Annotated in this window: 17 protein-coding genes; 6 read left to right on the top strand and 11 right to left on the bottom strand. The window is 31.1% G+C overall.

Annotated features, from left to right (window positions below):
• Positions 1–195: 195 nt before the first annotated feature.
• The gene (locus LOS89_RS13105; RefSeq protein WP_508349351.1) at positions 196–306 is read right to left on the bottom strand and encodes a DUF8694 domain-containing protein; all 111 of its coding nucleotides are present in this window, start codon (positions 304–306) and stop codon (positions 196–198) included.
• Between the two features lie 290 nt (positions 307–596).
• Here LOS89_RS13105 and LOS89_RS09375 point away from each other — a divergent pair, with 290 nt between their 5' ends.
• The gene (locus LOS89_RS09375; protein ID WP_231835007.1) at positions 597–878 is read left to right on the top strand and encodes a hypothetical protein; all 282 of its coding nucleotides are present in this window, start codon (positions 597–599) and stop codon (positions 876–878) included.
• Positions 879–936: 58 nt separating this feature from the next.
• Here the strand turns inward: LOS89_RS09375 and LOS89_RS09370 are convergent, their stop codons facing one another.
• The 6 genes from LOS89_RS09370 to LOS89_RS09345 all read right to left on the bottom strand — a co-directional run bounded on the left by LOS89_RS09370 (position 937) and on the right by LOS89_RS09345 (position 6,239).
• Positions 937–1,683 carry a hypothetical protein gene (locus tag LOS89_RS09370; RefSeq protein ID WP_231835006.1) on the bottom strand — a complete coding sequence of 249 codons (747 nt, stop codon included), beginning with the start codon at positions 1,681–1,683 and terminating at the stop codon, positions 937–939.
• Positions 1,684–2,093: 410 nt separating this feature from the next.
• Positions 2,094–2,390, bottom strand: coding sequence for a hypothetical protein (locus tag LOS89_RS09365; protein WP_231835005.1), 297 nt, complete (start codon positions 2,388–2,390; stop codon positions 2,094–2,096).
• A 2-nt stretch (positions 2,391–2,392) separates the two neighbouring features.
• A complete protein-coding gene (locus tag LOS89_RS09360) occupies positions 2,393–2,611 on the bottom strand; it encodes a DUF2281 domain-containing protein (protein ID WP_026724783.1) in 219 nt (72 codons plus the stop codon).
• 74 nt (positions 2,612–2,685) lie between these two features.
• Positions 2,686–5,151: a DUF5686 and carboxypeptidase regulatory-like domain-containing protein gene (locus tag LOS89_RS09355; protein WP_231835004.1), complete on the bottom strand. Its 2,466-nt coding sequence runs from the start codon at positions 5,149–5,151 to the stop codon at positions 2,686–2,688.
• A 46-nt stretch (positions 5,152–5,197) separates the two neighbouring features.
• Positions 5,198–5,611 carry a type II 3-dehydroquinate dehydratase gene (gene aroQ / locus LOS89_RS09350; RefSeq protein ID WP_231835003.1) on the bottom strand — a complete coding sequence of 138 codons (414 nt, stop codon included), beginning with the start codon at positions 5,609–5,611 and terminating at the stop codon, positions 5,198–5,200.
• Between the two features lie 73 nt (positions 5,612–5,684).
• Entirely contained in the window at positions 5,685–6,239 is a 555-nt protein-coding gene (locus LOS89_RS09345; RefSeq protein ID WP_231835002.1) for a porin family protein, read from the bottom strand.
• A gap of 386 nt (positions 6,240–6,625) precedes the next feature.
• Here LOS89_RS09345 and LOS89_RS09340 point away from each other — a divergent pair, with 386 nt between their 5' ends.
• Both LOS89_RS09340 and xerD read left to right on the top strand, forming a co-directional pair.
• Complete coding sequence (locus LOS89_RS09340) at positions 6,626–7,246, top strand: outer membrane beta-barrel protein (RefSeq protein WP_231835001.1); 621 nt, start codon at positions 6,626–6,628, stop codon at positions 7,244–7,246.
• 75 nt (positions 7,247–7,321) lie between these two features.
• Positions 7,322–8,221: a site-specific tyrosine recombinase XerD gene (gene xerD / locus LOS89_RS09335; protein ID WP_231835000.1), complete on the top strand. Its 900-nt coding sequence runs from the start codon at positions 7,322–7,324 to the stop codon at positions 8,219–8,221.
• A gap of 42 nt (positions 8,222–8,263) precedes the next feature.
• Here xerD and LOS89_RS09330 read toward each other — a convergent pair whose 3' ends face one another.
• The 4 genes from LOS89_RS09330 to LOS89_RS09315 all read right to left on the bottom strand — a co-directional run bounded on the left by LOS89_RS09330 (position 8,264) and on the right by LOS89_RS09315 (position 11,343).
• Positions 8,264–8,851 carry a porin family protein gene (locus LOS89_RS09330; RefSeq protein WP_231834999.1) on the bottom strand — a complete coding sequence of 196 codons (588 nt, stop codon included), beginning with the start codon at positions 8,849–8,851 and terminating at the stop codon, positions 8,264–8,266.
• 132 nt (positions 8,852–8,983) lie between these two features.
• Positions 8,984–10,546 (bottom strand): ribonuclease Y, encoded by a 1,563-nt coding sequence (gene rny, locus LOS89_RS09325; RefSeq protein ID WP_231834998.1) that lies wholly within the window; start codon positions 10,544–10,546, stop codon positions 8,984–8,986.
• Positions 10,547–10,752: 206 nt separating this feature from the next.
• Entirely contained in the window at positions 10,753–11,046 is a 294-nt protein-coding gene (locus LOS89_RS09320; RefSeq protein WP_231834997.1) for a cell division protein ZapA, read from the bottom strand.
• 6 nt (positions 11,047–11,052) lie between these two features.
• Complete coding sequence (locus LOS89_RS09315) at positions 11,053–11,343, bottom strand: hypothetical protein (protein ID WP_231834996.1); 291 nt, start codon at positions 11,341–11,343, stop codon at positions 11,053–11,055.
• 192 nt (positions 11,344–11,535) lie between these two features.
• On the opposite strand from LOS89_RS09315, the gene LOS89_RS09310 reads away from it, so the two are divergent.
• From LOS89_RS09310 to LOS89_RS09300, 3 genes are read left to right on the top strand one after another with little or no spacing between them, the layout of a single operon-like run.
• On the top strand, positions 11,536–13,218 hold the full coding sequence (locus LOS89_RS09310) for a M23 family metallopeptidase (RefSeq protein WP_231834995.1): 1,683 nt from the start codon (positions 11,536–11,538) through the stop codon (positions 13,216–13,218).
• Positions 13,219–13,233: 15 nt separating this feature from the next.
• The gene (locus LOS89_RS09305) at positions 13,234–15,699 is read left to right on the top strand and encodes a TonB-dependent receptor (protein WP_231834994.1); all 2,466 of its coding nucleotides are present in this window, start codon (positions 13,234–13,236) and stop codon (positions 15,697–15,699) included.
• Positions 15,700–15,742: 43 nt separating this feature from the next.
• Positions 15,743–16,456, top strand: coding sequence for a hypothetical protein (locus LOS89_RS09300; RefSeq protein WP_231834993.1), 714 nt, complete (start codon positions 15,743–15,745; stop codon positions 16,454–16,456).
• Positions 16,457–16,840 lie beyond the last annotated feature (384 nt).

Here is a 16,840-nt window from a genome sequence, read left to right as displayed (position 1 = left end):
TTGCAAAAAAAATATTTTCTGTAGAATTGCAACAACAGTTGTTTCAAAATAATTTTTTTTAAAGATTTGAAACAGTTCTTGTTGCAAAAATTTATTTTTAAAAAATTTGTAGCTACACAATGAAATGGAAAACTTATATCATTTCCCACAAAAAAAGCCCTGAATTTTCGGGGCTTTTTGTTTATTATCTTCTTTTTAGTAAATTATCTTTTTACTTACTTCTGCTCCATTCTCTAAAACCACTTTTACAATATAAGCCGATTTAGAAATAGTAACATTGGTAATAACCGTATTTGTTGCAGCCACGTTTTTCTGTTCTGATGGCCATGCTTATCTATTTCTTTCAGAGAAAGAAACATAACAAGCGTGAGGATCTTTATGAGCAAAAAGTAACCGCTCTGGAAGATCAGAAACGAAAAATGGAAAAAAAATTCAAATCTTCAAATGAAAGTCTTAGCAGTCAAGTGGAATACCTTAAAAATAAAAACGTTCAAATAAACCTACTAAAGAAAGAAATTTAAACCGTTGAAACTTCCTCCTCTTCTTGCTTAGAAAAGAAAAATGGAAAACTCCATGCACTTCTCGAATCCCATCTAATGACCGAAAGCAATTGGATTAGATTTAAGCGCGAATTTGAAAAAGAATTCCCAGATTTTTCTCAAAACCTAATAACCAATTTTCCAGAACTTACTGACTCTAATAAGAGAATTATTTTTTTACAAAAATTAGGATTTAGCAATATCGAAATTTCTCAATCGCTAGGAATCACTACAGATGCCGTTAAAAAAGCAAAACAACGTTTAAAGAAAAAACTCGGAGGCCATCAAGATCTCCTGCTCCTTTTTACCCAAAAAGAAACAACAAAAACGAAAACCTAAAAACCTTCTTTTAAAGGGGTGTTTTTTTCAATTCTCAAGCTACAACTAGTAGAACGAATTAGCTATCAATCCCCACAATTTTCATTCCTCCGCCTTTAAGTGGTACAAAACTTCCGTTTACTTTTTGAAAAAAAACTACCTCCAATACAGCTATAGGAATATTCGAATCCTGTAGAGTGGGGGTATAGGATAAAACTAAATCGTATGTAGTGGCGTCATTCAAGTTAATTAAAGTCATTGAACTTGTCTGAGTTATTGGTGTTGTAAAATGTTCAAAATCTAATTTCGCAACATGTAATTGTAATTGTACTTGGTCAGCTCCCTTTGGGGCATTAAGAGTAGAAGCGCAAAAATCTAAAACCTTTAAACTACCGGCAGTAAAATCAACCTCCATTTTAAAAGGAAAGTATCGACTAAACTTTTGAGTTTTATCAAATTCAAAAGCCAAAAGCGCCTTTTTACCTTCCGTAGTAAGCATTCCATTTCTAACAGTTCTATTTCCTCTTTTTTGTATCCCATCTAATTTCAAAATCCCTTGAAACAAACTCACAATATGGTTGTGTACATAAGGTATACGTAGCGGCATCAAACAAGAACTAAAAGCGCTTCTAAAATATTTCCCCACTTTAGCACAATGCGCAAATTCAGAACTGTTTTCTCTAACACGAGTATAATTAGCATTATTCTTAATTTTCTCGCCATCAAAACCACCCGTTTTCCGTATCACAATTTTACCATTCATCTCATAAAATGATAAACCATCAAATTTTCCAGTTAACTGTATAATCCCTTTTAATTTTCCCATGAACAATCCATTATAAATAGTTACTCACAATTTTATTTATATATATAGCACTGATATAGCACTGATATAGCATTAATATAGTACTGTTTATTAATGCAAACCAAATATAAAATGAAAAACTTTGGTAGCCTTTATTGTAACAAAATGGATTAATAGTACATTTCTTGTGTTTTTATAAAAAGTAATTCCACTAACGTCACTTCGCGAATTTTACCTTTATAAAGTCTCAGATTTATAAAGGTAAAATGTATCGAGAACTGTAGAAACGTAATTTTAATTACCACAATTATAATTTGTTGTAGTATACTCAAAGGATAAAATTAAATTTAAAACAAGAAGTATCTAATTAAAGTAAAGTGGAAAGTACACCAATAAAAAAAGACATTTCGTTTAGAAATGTCTTTAATAATTTACAACCAATGTTTGTTAGGATTTTGGTGAGTTGAAAGTACAGCGTATAAGTGAACTGTTTTGCTAAGGATATCAATAGTAAAATGAACCATATACTTGAATGTTTTCAGTGGTAAACAATGGATGTTCTTACATCTTACTTGGAAATCTGGATTACTTTGTAAGGTTTTTAAAAGCACTTTGTATTCTTTTAAAAATTTACTTCCCAATCCTTTTCTTCTTGAATTTAAGAAATCACGAGCTTCTTTCAAATCATTGGCAACTCTTGGGTCAGCAACTATTTGGTACTTAATCATGGTTAGCCTTCTAATTCTTCTATCATTTTAAAAGCATCAACAGGAGGTTCTTGATTTTCAATACGTTGTAATACAACATCTTTGTGCCACTGAGGCACATCTTGACTTTCTTGGGAATACTTAAATGCAAGAAAATCAATGTATTTTTCCACTTCTTCTACCAAAGCATCAGGTAAATTTTTGAGTTTGGAATTTACGTGTTTGATTGCTGATGTTGTCATAATAAATTAAAATTACAGAATACAAATATAATAAATATTCAATTCAACTTCCTCTAATTAAGGAACTTTAAGATTTAAAACTTCACCCCAAACATCACACCATCACCTTGATATCCGTTTTGGTAACTTCTTACATAATCAACACGCAAGAATCTAAATTTACCCCAACCAATGTTATCAAAACCAACAGTAAACTCTTGATACGGTTTCATATTTGGAATGTTCAATTGGTGAAAACCGCCAATTAAATTCCATTGCAATTTGTTTAACAACGGAATCTTATTCATAATATAACCTTTAAAGTTGTGTTCTATATGTGTTTCCAAATAAGCATCATTTGTAGAATGACTATAATAAGGTAATAAATTAAACGAGTTTAATGAATTATTCAACATATTCACGTGAGTTTGATTACCATTAAAGTGTTTATAATCGGCAAACGAAATATTGTCAGCATCAAAGAATTTCCCTGCTTTAAATCGCAGACCAAAATCACCTTTATTGCCTAATGTTTTATTGTAATCAACACTTCCTGAAACAAAACCATATTCATAATTGCTATCGGAAGCACCAAATGCTTTTTCATAATACAAACTCAAAATAGGATAGTCATCATTTTGAATGTTTATTTTTCCATCAGGACGAGAAATATATTTTTGTCCAAAACGAATGCGCGTTCCCAAACTTGCTTTCATAATATGATGTTTTTCAAACGGCACCGAAGTATAATTGTAAGGTTGTAACGGATCATTTGAAAAATATAAATCATCGTTTTTAATGATGGTGTAATCGGTATTATTAAAAAGTGCACGGCGATTTTCATATAGTAATTTACCCGAAGCAAAAATACCGTTGACAACTTCTTGACCATAGTTGATTTCGGCAAATTCTTTATTATACAATTTCATGTAGTTGTTTTTAAAGAATAAGGTTGCAACCGAATTGATTATATTGCTAATTGGTTGGTTTGGATTAAACTGACTAATTGCACTTCCGCCTCCAACAGCAATGTAAGCATTGTTTCTATTGTTGAATCGGTGATAAAAACGTCCGTTTACACGAAGACGATCTTCTGCAAAACCATAATTAAACGTCGATGAAATAGAAGTGAATTTACCGGTTTCTTCATTCCATTTTCTGAATGAAAACCCAGAATCTAAATTCCAACCTTGAACTGTATTAAAACTTAATGAACTTAAATTGGTTAATCCTTGATAGTTGAAATTCCACTTTTTATATGTGTTTTTATAAGTATAGCCAGTAAATATTTTCATGAACTTGAATTTATTCCCTTTTGCATCTATAGAATCCAAATAGGTTTGTGATTTTCTAATGGTTTGAATGCTGTCTTTTTTTACATAATTAGAAGTTTCTTCTTCTGTTAAAGGAACCGGACGATATTCTGTCCAATAACTGTCTTCTTTTTTATTGGCATTTTCGGCAAAAGTCACGATTTCTTTACCAAATGTTTTCTTTTCAAAAGCATCTTTAAAATTGTAATTCGTGAATACGTGGGTAAATTTTCCGGTGAATTTCATTCCAAATATTCCCGCGTTAAAATCTAAAGATTGAATGTTTTTAGCCCAAAGTTTATTTTCTACATTATAACTGAAATTTTGGGTAAGCTTCATGGTTTCTAAAATTGGTTGTTGCATACGATATCCTTTAATATCTAAATCAACACCATAAATTGCCCAAGAATCCTCTACTATATATAGGTAACCTTCAAAAACAGGTTCTTTATCTCGTTTAGGCGTAACTTGTATTTTATTGATAAGTTGGTTTTTATCGTCGTAAAAAGTGCTTTCTAATTTGTATCTGTAATAGTTAAATGCATTGTCAGCAATTGGCGAAACCATGTTAATACCAAAATCAACATAGTTTTCGTAAAAATCATAATTAGTGTTCAATGCCGTGTTGTAACTAAAACCATTGTCGTCTCCAGCAATTTTAGAAGCAATAATTTCTTCTTTTAAATCGTTTGGTTTTTGAAATTTGATTTTTGAAACGGTTTCCGATTGGTAAATAATACCGCTTCTTGTAGAATCTAAGTTGCCTTCTAAATCACCAATTTCAATTCCCATAAACTTTTTAGGAATGTCTTTAGCTCTAAAAATTCCTCTTGAATAAAAATCTGCTTCAAACTTATCAGTTTTTGCCGCGTTTTTCTTTTTGTCTCTTATTGCATTTCGAATAATTTCATTTGCAGGATTTTCACCATTTACAACTACAACTTCTTTTAATTGAAAATCTTCTTCTTGTAAAACAACATCAAATTCATATGGAAATTGAGTAATGGTAAGAATATGTTTTTGTGTTTTATATCCTAAATACTGGAAAATCAAATGAACATTTTTTTTATCATTTACATTCAATTCGTATTTTCCTAATTCATTAGAAGTTGTACCTATATAAGTGTTCTCAATATATATGTTTACAAAAGGGAGTGGATTTCCTTCTTTGTCTTTAATTGTTCCTTTTATTTGAGCAAATGAAATGGATGAAAAAATAAATAGTAAAGCAAATAGAATTTTATTCATAAGTTAAGTTTATTATATAGACGTTTGTACCTAATAAAAGGTTGTATTATAAAAACGATTTTATTGCTAAATCGTAACTCTGTAATCCAAATCCAATAATAATTCCTTTAGCATTTGGGGAAATATAGGATTGATGTCTAAACGATTCTCTTGAAAAAGTATTCGAGATATGAACTTCTATAACGGGAGTAGTAATTGCTTTTATTGCATCGCCTATACCTATAGATGTATGCGTATAAGCTCCAGCATTTAAAATAATACCATCATAAGAAAATCCGGTTTCTTGAATTTTAGTAATAATTTCACCTTCTATATTGCTTTGAAAGTAGTCTAAGTTTAATGAAGGAAATTGCGATTCTAATTTTTTAAAATACGTTTCAAAAGTTTCGTTGCCATAAACTTCTGGTTCGCGCTTTCCTAAAAGATTAAGATTTGGACCGTTTATAATGATGATGTTCATGTGGATTGTTTTTGTAAAAATAAAAAAACCATTCTTTCTAAGAATGGTTTTAGTAAAATATTGTGAATTTGTATTAAAACAGAAATCCTACAGAAAATTGTATCACTGAATTTTTCACATCGGCATCTTTTTTAGCTTCAGTTAAACCAGCAACATATCTTCCTGAAACAAATATACCATCGGTTATTTTATAACTTAAACCTCCAGCTAAACCAAAGTCAAAAGTATTACTATCATTTGTATCAACTTCATTACGCTCGCTTACCAAGGCAGAAAATTGTGGGCCAACTTCTAAACTGAACTTATTAGGTGTAAGATAAAATTTTGCTAAGACAGGTAAAGATAAATAGCCCAACTCGTTTTTAATTTGATCTCCTAATCCATCAAGTTCTGAACCTTGTGTAGAATACAAGAGTTCTGGTTGAAGTGCAAAATTTTCAAAGATCTTAATTTCGGAAACTACACCAGCATGATAACTAGTTATGGTGTTAAAATCTACTCCCGAAATATCACCGCCTGTATAGTTAGCAAAGTTTACACCGCCTTTAATTCCGAATTTTAGCATTTGAGCCTGTGAAAAACCAATTCCTAGAATTAGTAAAATCAATGTTGCAATTCTTTTTTTCATATATAAAGTATTTAGTGAACTGAAAGTTATAAATGATACCTTGTGATAAACTATAGAAACGCTTTATTTATAGTAATTGACAACGTTTTTGTACTTGTAAAAACGTTTTCTAGCGCTTTTTATTGTTTTTATCGACAAAATGCTAATTTTACCGATTTTAGGAAGTTGTTGAAAATGAAATAGTTGGTTAATTTTTTAATTTTTAAAAAAGAAAAAAAAGTATTAAAAAAACTTTAATTTATTATTTTTTATGCTTTTTAACTGCTTGATTATTAACCACATTGATTTTACTTGTTAATAAAATTGTTAATAACATAACAAATTTTGTTATTTTGTATAGAAAAATGCTATAAATTTGCCCTATTAACTTTAAATTTAAACTAAACATGAAAAAAGTTTTATTATCTGCTGTAGCATTATTGGCTTTTGGTTTTGCTAACGCACAAGAAGAAGAAAAAGGAAATGGTGGATTTTCTAAAGGAAGTATTTTTATGTCTGGAACTGTTGGATTTAGTTCAGAAAAACAAGATGATGTAAAAGTAAATGAATTTACAGTTGCTCCTAAAGTAGGTTATTTCGTAACAGAAAACATTGCGTTAGGATTAGGATTAGGATTAGGAAGTGGTAAAGTTGATGAAGATGGAGATACAGCTGCTGAAAACAAAACAACTTCATTTGGAGCTTTTGGTAGATATTACTTAAAAACTTCTAAATTTGCACCGTTTGCAGAATTAAATGTTAATTATGCTACAACAAGTACTGAGTATGTGGAATTTATGGGGGGATTAACTCCATTTGGATCTGGAGAAGATGTTAATACATTCTCTATCAATTTAGCTCCAGGTTTTAACTATTTTGTTTCTGATAATTTTGCATTAGAAACTTCAGTTGGTATCTTAGGTTATTCATCATCTAAAGAAGATGTATCTGGTGCTGAGGCTAAAAACAAATTCCAATTAGGATTAGATTTCGCTTCAATCAATTTTGGTTTAGTTTACAAATTCTAATTTGTATAACAAATAAGTCAAAAATCCCGCTTCGGCGGGATTTTTTTATTACATCAAATTGCTTACATTTGATACATGAGTACATGGCAATCGTATATTAAAGAATATCAAAATTATCTGCGATTAGAGCGTGGTCTTTCTAAAAATACCATTGAAAACTATACGTTTGATATTGAAAAATTAGTGTTGTTCTTACATCAACACGATATTGCCGTTTCTCCAATTCATATTTCAGAAGAAACCATTCAGCAATTCATTTACGAAATTTCATCAAAAGTAAATGCACGAAGCCAGTCGCGAATAATTTCTGGTTTAAAAAGCTTCTTTAATTATTTAGTATTTGAAGATTATCGTAACAACACTCCTTTAGAATTGATAGAAGTGCCTAAAACAGGTCGTAAATTACCCGATACTTTAGCAACAGAGGAAATAGATGCTTTAATTAACGCCATTGATTTATCTACTCCAGAAGGAGAACGCAACAAAGCTATGTTAGAAACGCTATACAGCTGTGGTTTGCGAGTGTCAGAATTGGTGGGTTTAAAGATTTCAGACCTTTTTTTTGAAGAAGGTTTTATTAAAATTACAGGAAAAGGAAATAAACAACGTTTTGTGCCTGTAGGAGGCTCTACAATTAAATATATTACTTCTTATGTAAACTTAATACGAGTGCATTATCCAGTTCAAAAAGGGCATGAGGATACGCTTTTTTTAAACAGGAGAGGGAGGCAATTAACGCGCGCCATGGTTTTTACGATTATTAAAGATTTAGCCGTAAAAATCAATTTAAATAAAACAATCAGTCCACATACATTCCGACATTCTTTTGCAACGCATTTATTAGAAAATGGAGCCGATTTACGTTCGATACAATTAATGCTCGGACACGAATCAATTACTACTACAGAAGTATATATGCATTTGGATAGAAAATTCCTTTCTGAGGTGTTAAATAATTTTCATCCTAGGAGATAAAAAAAAGACACTAATTTGATAATTAATGTCTTTTTAAAAGATTTAAAATTTAAAACCTAATCCTACTTGAAATACTGAATTTTTAGCATTGGAGTTTTTGACGACTTCATTTAAACTATAGGTATATCTTCCAGAGATAAATACAGAATCAAAATTCAGTGATATTCCTGCCGCCAATGCTGTGTCAAAAGCATTAACGTCATTTGTTTCAGTTGTAGAATTATTAGTTTCTACATTTTCGTTTATTTTTAGACCAAATTGAGGTCCAGCTTCAATAGCAAATGTTTTGCCTAAATATATTTTGGCTAAAACCGGAACATTGATATAATCAATTTTATATGTGGTTTTGTAATTGTTTCCCAGAAGTGTAAAGTTGTTTTCAAAACCTTGTCTCGAATAAATGAATTCGGGTTGAATAGAAAATACTTTGTCAATTAAAGGAATTTCTGAAAAGAAACCAATATGAAAACTTGTTCTTGGATCTGGTCCTTCGTCAAAATCTCCTTGAGTTACTGTTGAGTAGTTTAAACCACCTTTAATACCAAAACTTCCCTCGCTTTTTGTTTTTTCTTGTCCAATAACATTTTGTGTTCCAATAAAAACTAGGACTAATAAAATTACTTTTTTCATATCTATAGTTTTATGATTACCATTTTAGAACGAAAAAATTGTGCCAAAATTGCAAATCATGTTATCAGAATTAAAAAAAGACCTGTTAAATGAATAACAAGTCTTTTGCGTTTTGTATGATGTTTTATCCTTTTATTTGGCAATATTTACTGCTCTAGTTTCTCTAATTACAGTAATTTTTACTTGACCAGGATAAGTCATTTCCGTTTGGATTTTTTGTGAAATATCAAATGATAAGTTTACTGCAGCATCATCAGATACTTTTTCACTTTCTACAATTACACGTAATTCTCTACCTGCTTGAATCGCGTATGCGTTTTTAACACCACTAAATCCAAATGCAATATCTTCTAAGTCTTTTAAGCGCTGAATGTAAGAATCTAATACTTGTCTTCTTGCTCCAGGACGTGCTCCAGAAATAGCATCACATACTTGAATAATTGGAGAAATTAATGATTTCATTTCAATTTCATCGTGGTGGGCTCCAATAGCGTTGCAAACTTCTTCTTTTTCACCATATTTCTCAGCCCATTGCATACCTAAAATTGCGTGAGGTAATTCACTTTCAGTATCAGGAACTTTTCCAATATCGTGTAATAAACCAGCTCTTTTTGCTAATTTAACGTTTAATCCTAATTCAGCGGCCATAATACCACAAAGCTTCGCTACCTCTCTTGAGTGTTGTAGCAAGTTTTGTCCGTAAGATGAACGATATTTCATTCTACCTACCACTTTAATTAATTCAGGGTGTAATCCGTGGATTCCTAAATCAATTACCGTACGTTTACCAGTTTCGATGATTTCTTCATCAATTTGTTTAGCTGTTTTAGCAACTACTTCTTCAATACGAGCTGGGTGAATACGACCATCAGTTACTAATTTGTGAAGTGCTAAACGAGCGATTTCTCTTCTTACAGGATCAAAACAAGATAAGATAATTGCTTCAGGTGTATCATCAACAATTATTTCAACTCCTGTTGCAGCTTCTAAAGCTCTAATGTTACGACCTTCACGACCAATGATTCTACCTTTAACATCATCTGATTCAATATTGAAAACAGAAACACAATTTTCAACTGCTTCTTCAGTTCCAACACGTTGAATTGTATTAATGATGATTTTCTTAGCTTCTTGCTGTGCTGTCATTTTAGCCTCTTCAACAGTGTCTTGAATAAATGACATAGCATTTGTTTTGGCTTCAGCTTTTAAACTTTCAACCAATTGATTTTTAGCTTCTTCAGCAGATAAGCCAGAAATAGCTTCTAATTGCTCAACTTGACTTCTGTGAAGCTTCTCGATTTCTTGTTGCTTTTTCTCTAAATACTCAATTTTAGTGTTGTAATCAGCAATTTTGTTTTCTACTTCTTCATTAACTTTTTTAGTTTTAGCTAATTCGTTAGAAATTTGCGATTCTTTATCACGTGTTCTTTTTTCGGCTTCAGCCATTTTTTTGTCACGCGCTAAAATAACTTGTTCATGTTCTGCTTTTAATTCTAAAAACTTCTCTTTAGCTTGTAGAATTTTATCTTTTTTCGCTGCTTCAGCTTCTGTTTTAGCGTCTTTTAAAATCGAAGCTGCTTCTTTTTTTGCGTTTTTAATTAGGTTAGAAACATTGCTTTTTTCTAAAAACTTAGCAATTCCAAAACCTCCAGCAAGACCGACAACAATTCCAATTATTATACTTAGTATATCCATATGTGTTAAAAAAATTATATAAAAAAAGCCTACATTAGATGTTTGTATAAACTCGGTTATACAAGATTTGAGCTAACCTGCAGTTCAAACTTCCCACTGAAGGGCCTGTTATAGTTGCAAAGATTCACTCGTTTAATTTGTTAGTGTTGAGTTTATCAAATATATACTAATGTAGGCAGTATCGTATTTATTATGTAAGAACGTATTTATTTTGAGAGAAGTTCGCTCAATTTTTTATCTAGACTTTGTAATCTAGTTATGTTTGATTCATTATCCTGAGATTTATTGATTTGTTTTTGCTCTACTTGTGCAGCAAATTGCAAAGCGCACATGGCTAAAACGTCTTGTTTGTCTCTTACGGCATAGCTTTGTTCAAACTGCTTTATCATAGCATCTATTTTCTTAGAAGCAATTCTAAGTCCTTCTTCTTGAGACGGATCCACAGTTAAGGGATATACTCTGTCTGCTATAGATATTTTAATTTTCAGTTTCTCACTCATACGGTTCTAATCCGAAAGTTGGGCTATGCAATAATCGATTTCTCTGATTAATGAATTTATTTTGAGTTTCGTTTCTCTTTTATTTTCTTCACTGCCTAGTAATGAGTTTACCATTTTTAGAGTATCTAATTGGTTTCTCAAAGCTTCAATTTCACCAGTTTGCTTTTGTTGATTTTTTTTAGAAAGCAACAATTCATCCTGCAATTCTTGGTTTTTCTTTTCAAGCTGTACCACTTTTTGGTTAAGCTTAAAAAATTTAACTTCGAGAGAATCAATTAATTCAGATAATCCATTCATTAATGATAAAATTCATTTCATTATTTCACAAAGTTAGCATTAGTAATCAAAAATAGCAATACTTTTTCTTAAATTTTGTGAATAAATTTTTATTATTTCTAACTGTTTGATTTTTAATCAATTCAACAAGGTATGGTTTTTGTTTACTTTATATAAAAATATTTTATTATTTTAGCACTAAACACAAGCACTATGAAATTTGTATTAGCCTTTTTATTTATTCCGTTTATCATTTTTAGCCAAGATTATCCTCAAGATTACTTTCAATCTCCTTTAGATATTTCATTAGATTTATCAGGTTCGTTTGGTGAACTTCGAAGCAATCATTTTCATTCCGGTTTAGATTTTAAAACAAAAGGTATCGAAGGATTGCCTGTTTATGCTGCTGGAGATGGTTATATTTCACGTATTAAAATTTCTACTTTTGGTTATGGAAAAGCAATTTATATAACACATCCAAATGGTTATACTACTGTATACGGACATTTGCAAAAAGCCAATGGTGCTATTGAGAGCTACATAAAAAATAAGCAATACAAAGAACAATCGTATGAAGTAGAAATGTATTTGTATCCTACTGAATTGCCTGTTAAAAAAAGAGATATTATTGCTTTTACTGGAAATACCGGAGGAAGTGGTGGGCCACATTTGCATTTTGAATTCCGAAACACAAAATCGGAAGAAATTTTAAATCCAATGCAATTTGGTTTTAAGAAAATCATTAACGATGAACGAAAACCTGTAATTCAAGGTGTGGTAGCGTATCCTTTGGATTCTACAGTGGTAAATAAATCACAAAAGCCTATTGCAATTAATTTTTCTAAGCAATCCGACGGAAGTTATTTGAGTACTAAGATTCAGTCTAATGGGAAAATGGGAATTGGAATAAATGCGTATGATTTTTGTACCAATGCCTACAATAAAAACGGATTGTATAAAGTAAAAGCGTATTTAAATGGTGTTTTATATTACCAGTATGGGTTTGATGGATTTGCTTTTGATGAGTCGCGTTATATTAATAATTTTATGGATTACGAGCGTTTTCATTTGATGGGACAACGTGTTCAAAAATTATTTCAATTATCCGATTATCCGCTTTCAATTGTTGCAGGAAATAAAAAAGATGGAACCATTAAAGTGCAACCAGGCGCTAATTATACTTATAGAGTAGAAGTGTTTGATTTTCATGGAAATAAAGTAGAATTAGTCATTCCAATTGAGTTTTATTATGCGCAAGCCACTATAAAAAATACCGTTCAAAAAACACCTTACTACGTAAAAGCAAAAAACGAATCTATTTTTGAAAAAAACAATGTAACGGTTCAGATTCCTGAGAATGCGTTTTACAATAATTTTTATTTAAATTTTGATGTTAGTAATGATATTTTGACGCTTCATGATGATAGTGTTCCAGTACATAAAAATATTACCGTTACTTTTAGTGATGTTCAAGGATTAACTGAAGAACAAATGGCTAAAACGTACATCGCTACTTTAGATGGCTATAAGTTAGAATACAATAAAACTTATAGAAAAGGCAATACGTTTTCGATTAGAACGAGAACATTAGGTAAATTTAAACTGGCTCAAGATACTACGCCACCTAGGATTTATAACGTAAATTTCGTTGAAGGTAAAACCATAAAAGATCAAAAAACAATTAGTGTTTCAATCACTGATTTGCATTCAGATATAGATACTTACAATGGTTATATCAACGGAAAATGGATTTTGTTAGAATACGATTACAAGACAAAAAAGCTCGTACACAATTTAGATGATAATATTTGCGTTCAAGGAAGAAATGATTTAAAGATTGTTGTTACTGATAATTTACAAAATTCTACTACCTTTGAATCTTACTTTTTTAGATAATTAAAATACATTCTTTTGAAAAATATATTTTTTGTACTATTTGTTGGTCTGTTTTCACTAACGGTTTCGGCTCAAAAGGCTAGGGTAAAAGGCGTTATTTTAGATGAATTCAATAATCCTGTTGAAAATGTAACGGTAAAAGTTGGTGATAAGGGAACGGTTACTAACGAAAACGGATTTTACATTTTGGAAATCGATGCTAATAAAAAAGTAACTATTACATTTTCGCATGTTTCGTTAAAAAAAATCACTTTAGAGATAAATTTAAAACCCAACGAAGATTTTGAATTAAATCCTGTGATGAATTCAAAAGTTGAAGAATTTGGTGAAGTTTTGGTTACGGCAAATAGTAAAAAACGTATTGAAGGTATCACCACCATTGATCCTGTAATCATTAGAACTATTCCAGGGGCAAACGCAGGTATTGAGAATATCATAAAAACTTTACCTGGTGTATATTCTAATAACGAATTAAGTACTTCGTATGCTGTTCGTGGTGGTAACTACGATGAAAACTTGGTTTATGTAAACGAAATTGAAGTTTATCGTCCGTTTTTAATTCGTTCAGGTCAGCAAGAAGGTTTGAGTTTTACGAATACCAATATGGTGCAAAATGTAGATTTCTCTGCTGGAGGATTTCAATCGAAATTTGGCGATAAATTATCATCTGTTTTAGATATTACTTATCGAAATCCAAAACGTTTTGGCGCTAGTTTGGAAGCAAGTTTATTAGGCGGAAGTTTAACAGTTGAAGGTGTTTCTAAAAATCAAAAATGGAGTAACATTACAGGTGTTCGTTACAGAGATAACAGTTTGTTAGTCAACAGTCAGGAAACAGAAACCAATTTTAGACCCACTTTTTTTGATGTTCAGACTTTGTTGAATTTTAATGCTTCAACCAAATGGAACTTTAGTTTTCTCGGAAATATTTCGCAAAACAGATACAATTATCAGCCTTTAACGCGTCAAACCAACTTTGGTACTATTGATCAACCTATTGCTTTGTTGGTATTTTATCAAGGACAAGAAAAGGATAAATACCTAACTTTTTTTGGTGCCGGAAAAGCCGTTTATCAATACAATGAGAAAAATAAATTGAAGTTTATCCTTTCCGGATATCATACACAAGAACAGGAATATTATGATATTTTGGCGCAATATCGTTTAGGTGAAGTGGATGCAAATATCGGTTCGGAAACCTTTGGAGATGTTGTTTTTACGCGCGGAATAGGTTCGCAATTAAATCACGCTCGCAACGATTTAGATGCTTTAATCGTAAATGCAGAAGTTAAAGGTTTTCATGAAATTAATGAAAAATCGCAAATTGAATGGGGAGCCAAATTTACGCTTGAAGATATTAGAGATCGTTTAGTAGAGTGGGAAGTTGTGGATTCTACAGGATTTTCGCTGCCTGATCCAGATTTAAATTATCAAAATGACCAACCTTACAATCCTTATGTTGGACCTTTAGCACCATATCAAAACATTAGAGCGACAAATTTTACTAAAATAAATCGTTTTTCTGGTTATACACAATGGAATTATAGAGGAAATATCGGAACACATGAGTATTGGTTAAATGCAGGTGTTAGAACACATCAATGGCAAGTTACTGCTGATGGAAGACCAGATGGTGATAGTCAAATTACATTCTCACCAAGAGCTCAATTTGCTTTCAAACCTGATTGGAGTAAAGATATGATGTTCCGTTTGTCAGGAGGTTTGTATCATCAACCGCCATTTTATCGAGAACTTAGAGATTATAATGGTACAGTACAAACGAATGTAAAAGCCCAACAGTCGATTCATGTAGTTTTAAGTAATGATTACAGTTTTAAAATGTGGTCGCGACCTTTTAAACTTATTTCAGAAGCGTATTACAAAAATATTACGGATGTAAACACCTATACTATTGATAATGTTCGCATTCGATACAGAGCTAACAATAATGCTGAAGCTTATGCTTATGGATTTGATGCGCGTTTGAATGGGGAATTTGTTCCAGGAACAGAATCTTGGTTTAGTTTTGGCTACTTAAAAACTGAAGAAAATCAAGATGGAAAAGGTTTTATAGCGCGACCAACTGATCAAAGATTGAAATTTGGTATGTTGTTTCAAGATTATATGCCTAATATTCCAAATTTAAAACTGTATTTAAATTTAGTTTATAACACAGGATTACCTGGCGGTGCACCATCTTACGTAGAAGATTCATACGCTTATCAAATGAGATTGAACGATTATCGCAGAGCTGATGTTGGTTTTTCTTATGTGTTTAAAGATGAAGGCATCAAGTCGACAAAAACTTGGTTGAAACCTTTTAATGAATTCTCTTTAGGATTGGAAATTTTCAACATATTCAACAATCAAAATGCGATTACGAATACTTGGGTTCGCGATGTGTACACGAAATCTCAATACGGAATTCCTAACTACATGACCACTCGTGTTTTCAATATCAAATTAATTGCTCGATTGTAAGCCAATAATTATTTTAGTATATTTGACTATAAAATTCAAACAGATGAAGCGTATTCTTTTCACTTTTAGCTTGGTTGCAACTTTAATGAGTTGTAAAGAAGAAACGGAAACTCCAAAAGTTATCTACGAAGAAGGAAAAACTAAGGTAGAAGCAGAAACGAGAGATACGTCATCTATCAAGGTGGCTGATTTGCCAATTTTGATGGAAGGAACCAAGTATTTGATTCATCCTATTGGTGATGTTCGTGTGTATGACTCGAATAGTAAAGTGTATGGAAGCAGCAAAACCAACCAAGTAAGCTATGCGATTTCCAATTATAACCGATTTGAAATTACAGGTTACTTCGATAATTTGAATTTTCAACACATTGATTCTACGAATGTAAAACCATTAACCGATAAGAAAATCCAAATTCAAACGGCTACTTTTTTAGACGGAATTGCAGCTAAAACGAAAAAGCAAATTATCGTTTATACTTTAGTGGATTCAGATACTAACAAAGATGGAAAAATTAATCAAAATGATATTCGTTCGTTGTATTTAAGTACTATTAGTGGTGACAACTTTACTAAACTTTCAGAAGAATTTCAAGAATTAATCGATTGGAATATTATTGAAGCTCAAAACCGTTTGTACTTTAGATGTATTGAAGATATCAACAAAAACGGTGCTTTTGATAAAAATGATAAAGTACATTACCACTTTGTAAACTTGTTAGCTGACGAGTGGAAAGTGGAAGTTTATACTCTGAATTAGTTTTTCAATAATTGATGAGAATCAAACTGATTTTTCTTTCCTGTTTTATCTTGTTTTGTAATTTATCTTTTGCAGAAGGTCAAGATGGATTGGAAAATATTTTGAGTTTTGGAAATTTCTTAATGGTTATCACCAATCTTTTAGTTTACATTTTTGTGCTAGGTATTCTTGTAAAGTTTCTTTTTTATAAAGGAAATTCAAAAAATGGATTTACTAAGTCTTTTTTGATTTCTACACTAATCTCGCTTTTACTTTTAGTAATTTTTAAAGACGAGTTTACTTTTTTACTTTTTAATGTTTTATAAAGATAATGGTAAAATATGTCATCCCTAAGGGATTTTAGTTACGATTGATAATTTTTACCAACATTTCATGCCTAACGGC

The sequence above is a fragment of the Flavobacterium channae genome, assembly GCF_021172165.1.
Taxonomy (GTDB): Bacteria; Bacteroidota; Bacteroidia; order Flavobacteriales; family Flavobacteriaceae; genus Flavobacterium; species Flavobacterium channae.
Note: the sequence above shows the minus strand (reverse complement) of the source record. Positions and strands in the feature narration are given on the sequence as shown.

What these genes read in the sequence shown, in the direction of transcription:
- LOS89_RS09375 (WP_231835007.1), top strand. Translation starts at nt 597, where the DNA reads ATGACCGAAAGCAATTGGATTAGATTTAAGCGCGAATTTGAAAAAGAA.
- LOS89_RS09370 (WP_231835006.1), bottom strand. Translation starts at nt 1,683, where the DNA reads ATGGGAAAATTAAAAGGGATTATACAGTTAACTGGAAAATTTGATGGT.
- LOS89_RS09365 (WP_231835005.1), bottom strand. Translation starts at nt 2,390, where the DNA reads ATGATTAAGTACCAAATAGTTGCTGACCCAAGAGTTGCCAATGATTTG.
- LOS89_RS09360 (WP_026724783.1), bottom strand. Translation starts at nt 2,611, where the DNA reads ATGACAACATCAGCAATCAAACACGTAAATTCCAAACTCAAAAATTTA.
- LOS89_RS09355 (WP_231835004.1), bottom strand. Translation starts at nt 5,151, where the DNA reads ATGAATAAAATTCTATTTGCTTTACTATTTATTTTTTCATCCATTTCA.
- aroQ (WP_231835003.1), bottom strand. Translation starts at nt 5,611, where the DNA reads ATGAACATCATCATTATAAACGGTCCAAATCTTAATCTTTTAGGAAAG.
- LOS89_RS09345 (WP_231835002.1), bottom strand. Translation starts at nt 6,239, where the DNA reads ATGAAAAAAAGAATTGCAACATTGATTTTACTAATTCTAGGAATTGGT.
- LOS89_RS09340 (WP_231835001.1), top strand. Translation starts at nt 6,626, where the DNA reads ATGAAAAAAGTTTTATTATCTGCTGTAGCATTATTGGCTTTTGGTTTT.
- xerD (WP_231835000.1), top strand. Translation starts at nt 7,322, where the DNA reads ATGAGTACATGGCAATCGTATATTAAAGAATATCAAAATTATCTGCGA.
- LOS89_RS09330 (WP_231834999.1), bottom strand. Translation starts at nt 8,851, where the DNA reads ATGAAAAAAGTAATTTTATTAGTCCTAGTTTTTATTGGAACACAAAAT.
- rny (WP_231834998.1), bottom strand. Translation starts at nt 10,546, where the DNA reads ATGGATATACTAAGTATAATAATTGGAATTGTTGTCGGTCTTGCTGGA.
- LOS89_RS09320 (WP_231834997.1), bottom strand. Translation starts at nt 11,046, where the DNA reads ATGAGTGAGAAACTGAAAATTAAAATATCTATAGCAGACAGAGTATAT.
- LOS89_RS09315 (WP_231834996.1), bottom strand. Translation starts at nt 11,343, where the DNA reads ATGAATGGATTATCTGAATTAATTGATTCTCTCGAAGTTAAATTTTTT.
- LOS89_RS09310 (WP_231834995.1), top strand. Translation starts at nt 11,536, where the DNA reads ATGAAATTTGTATTAGCCTTTTTATTTATTCCGTTTATCATTTTTAGC.
- LOS89_RS09300 (WP_231834993.1), top strand. Translation starts at nt 15,743, where the DNA reads ATGAAGCGTATTCTTTTCACTTTTAGCTTGGTTGCAACTTTAATGAGT.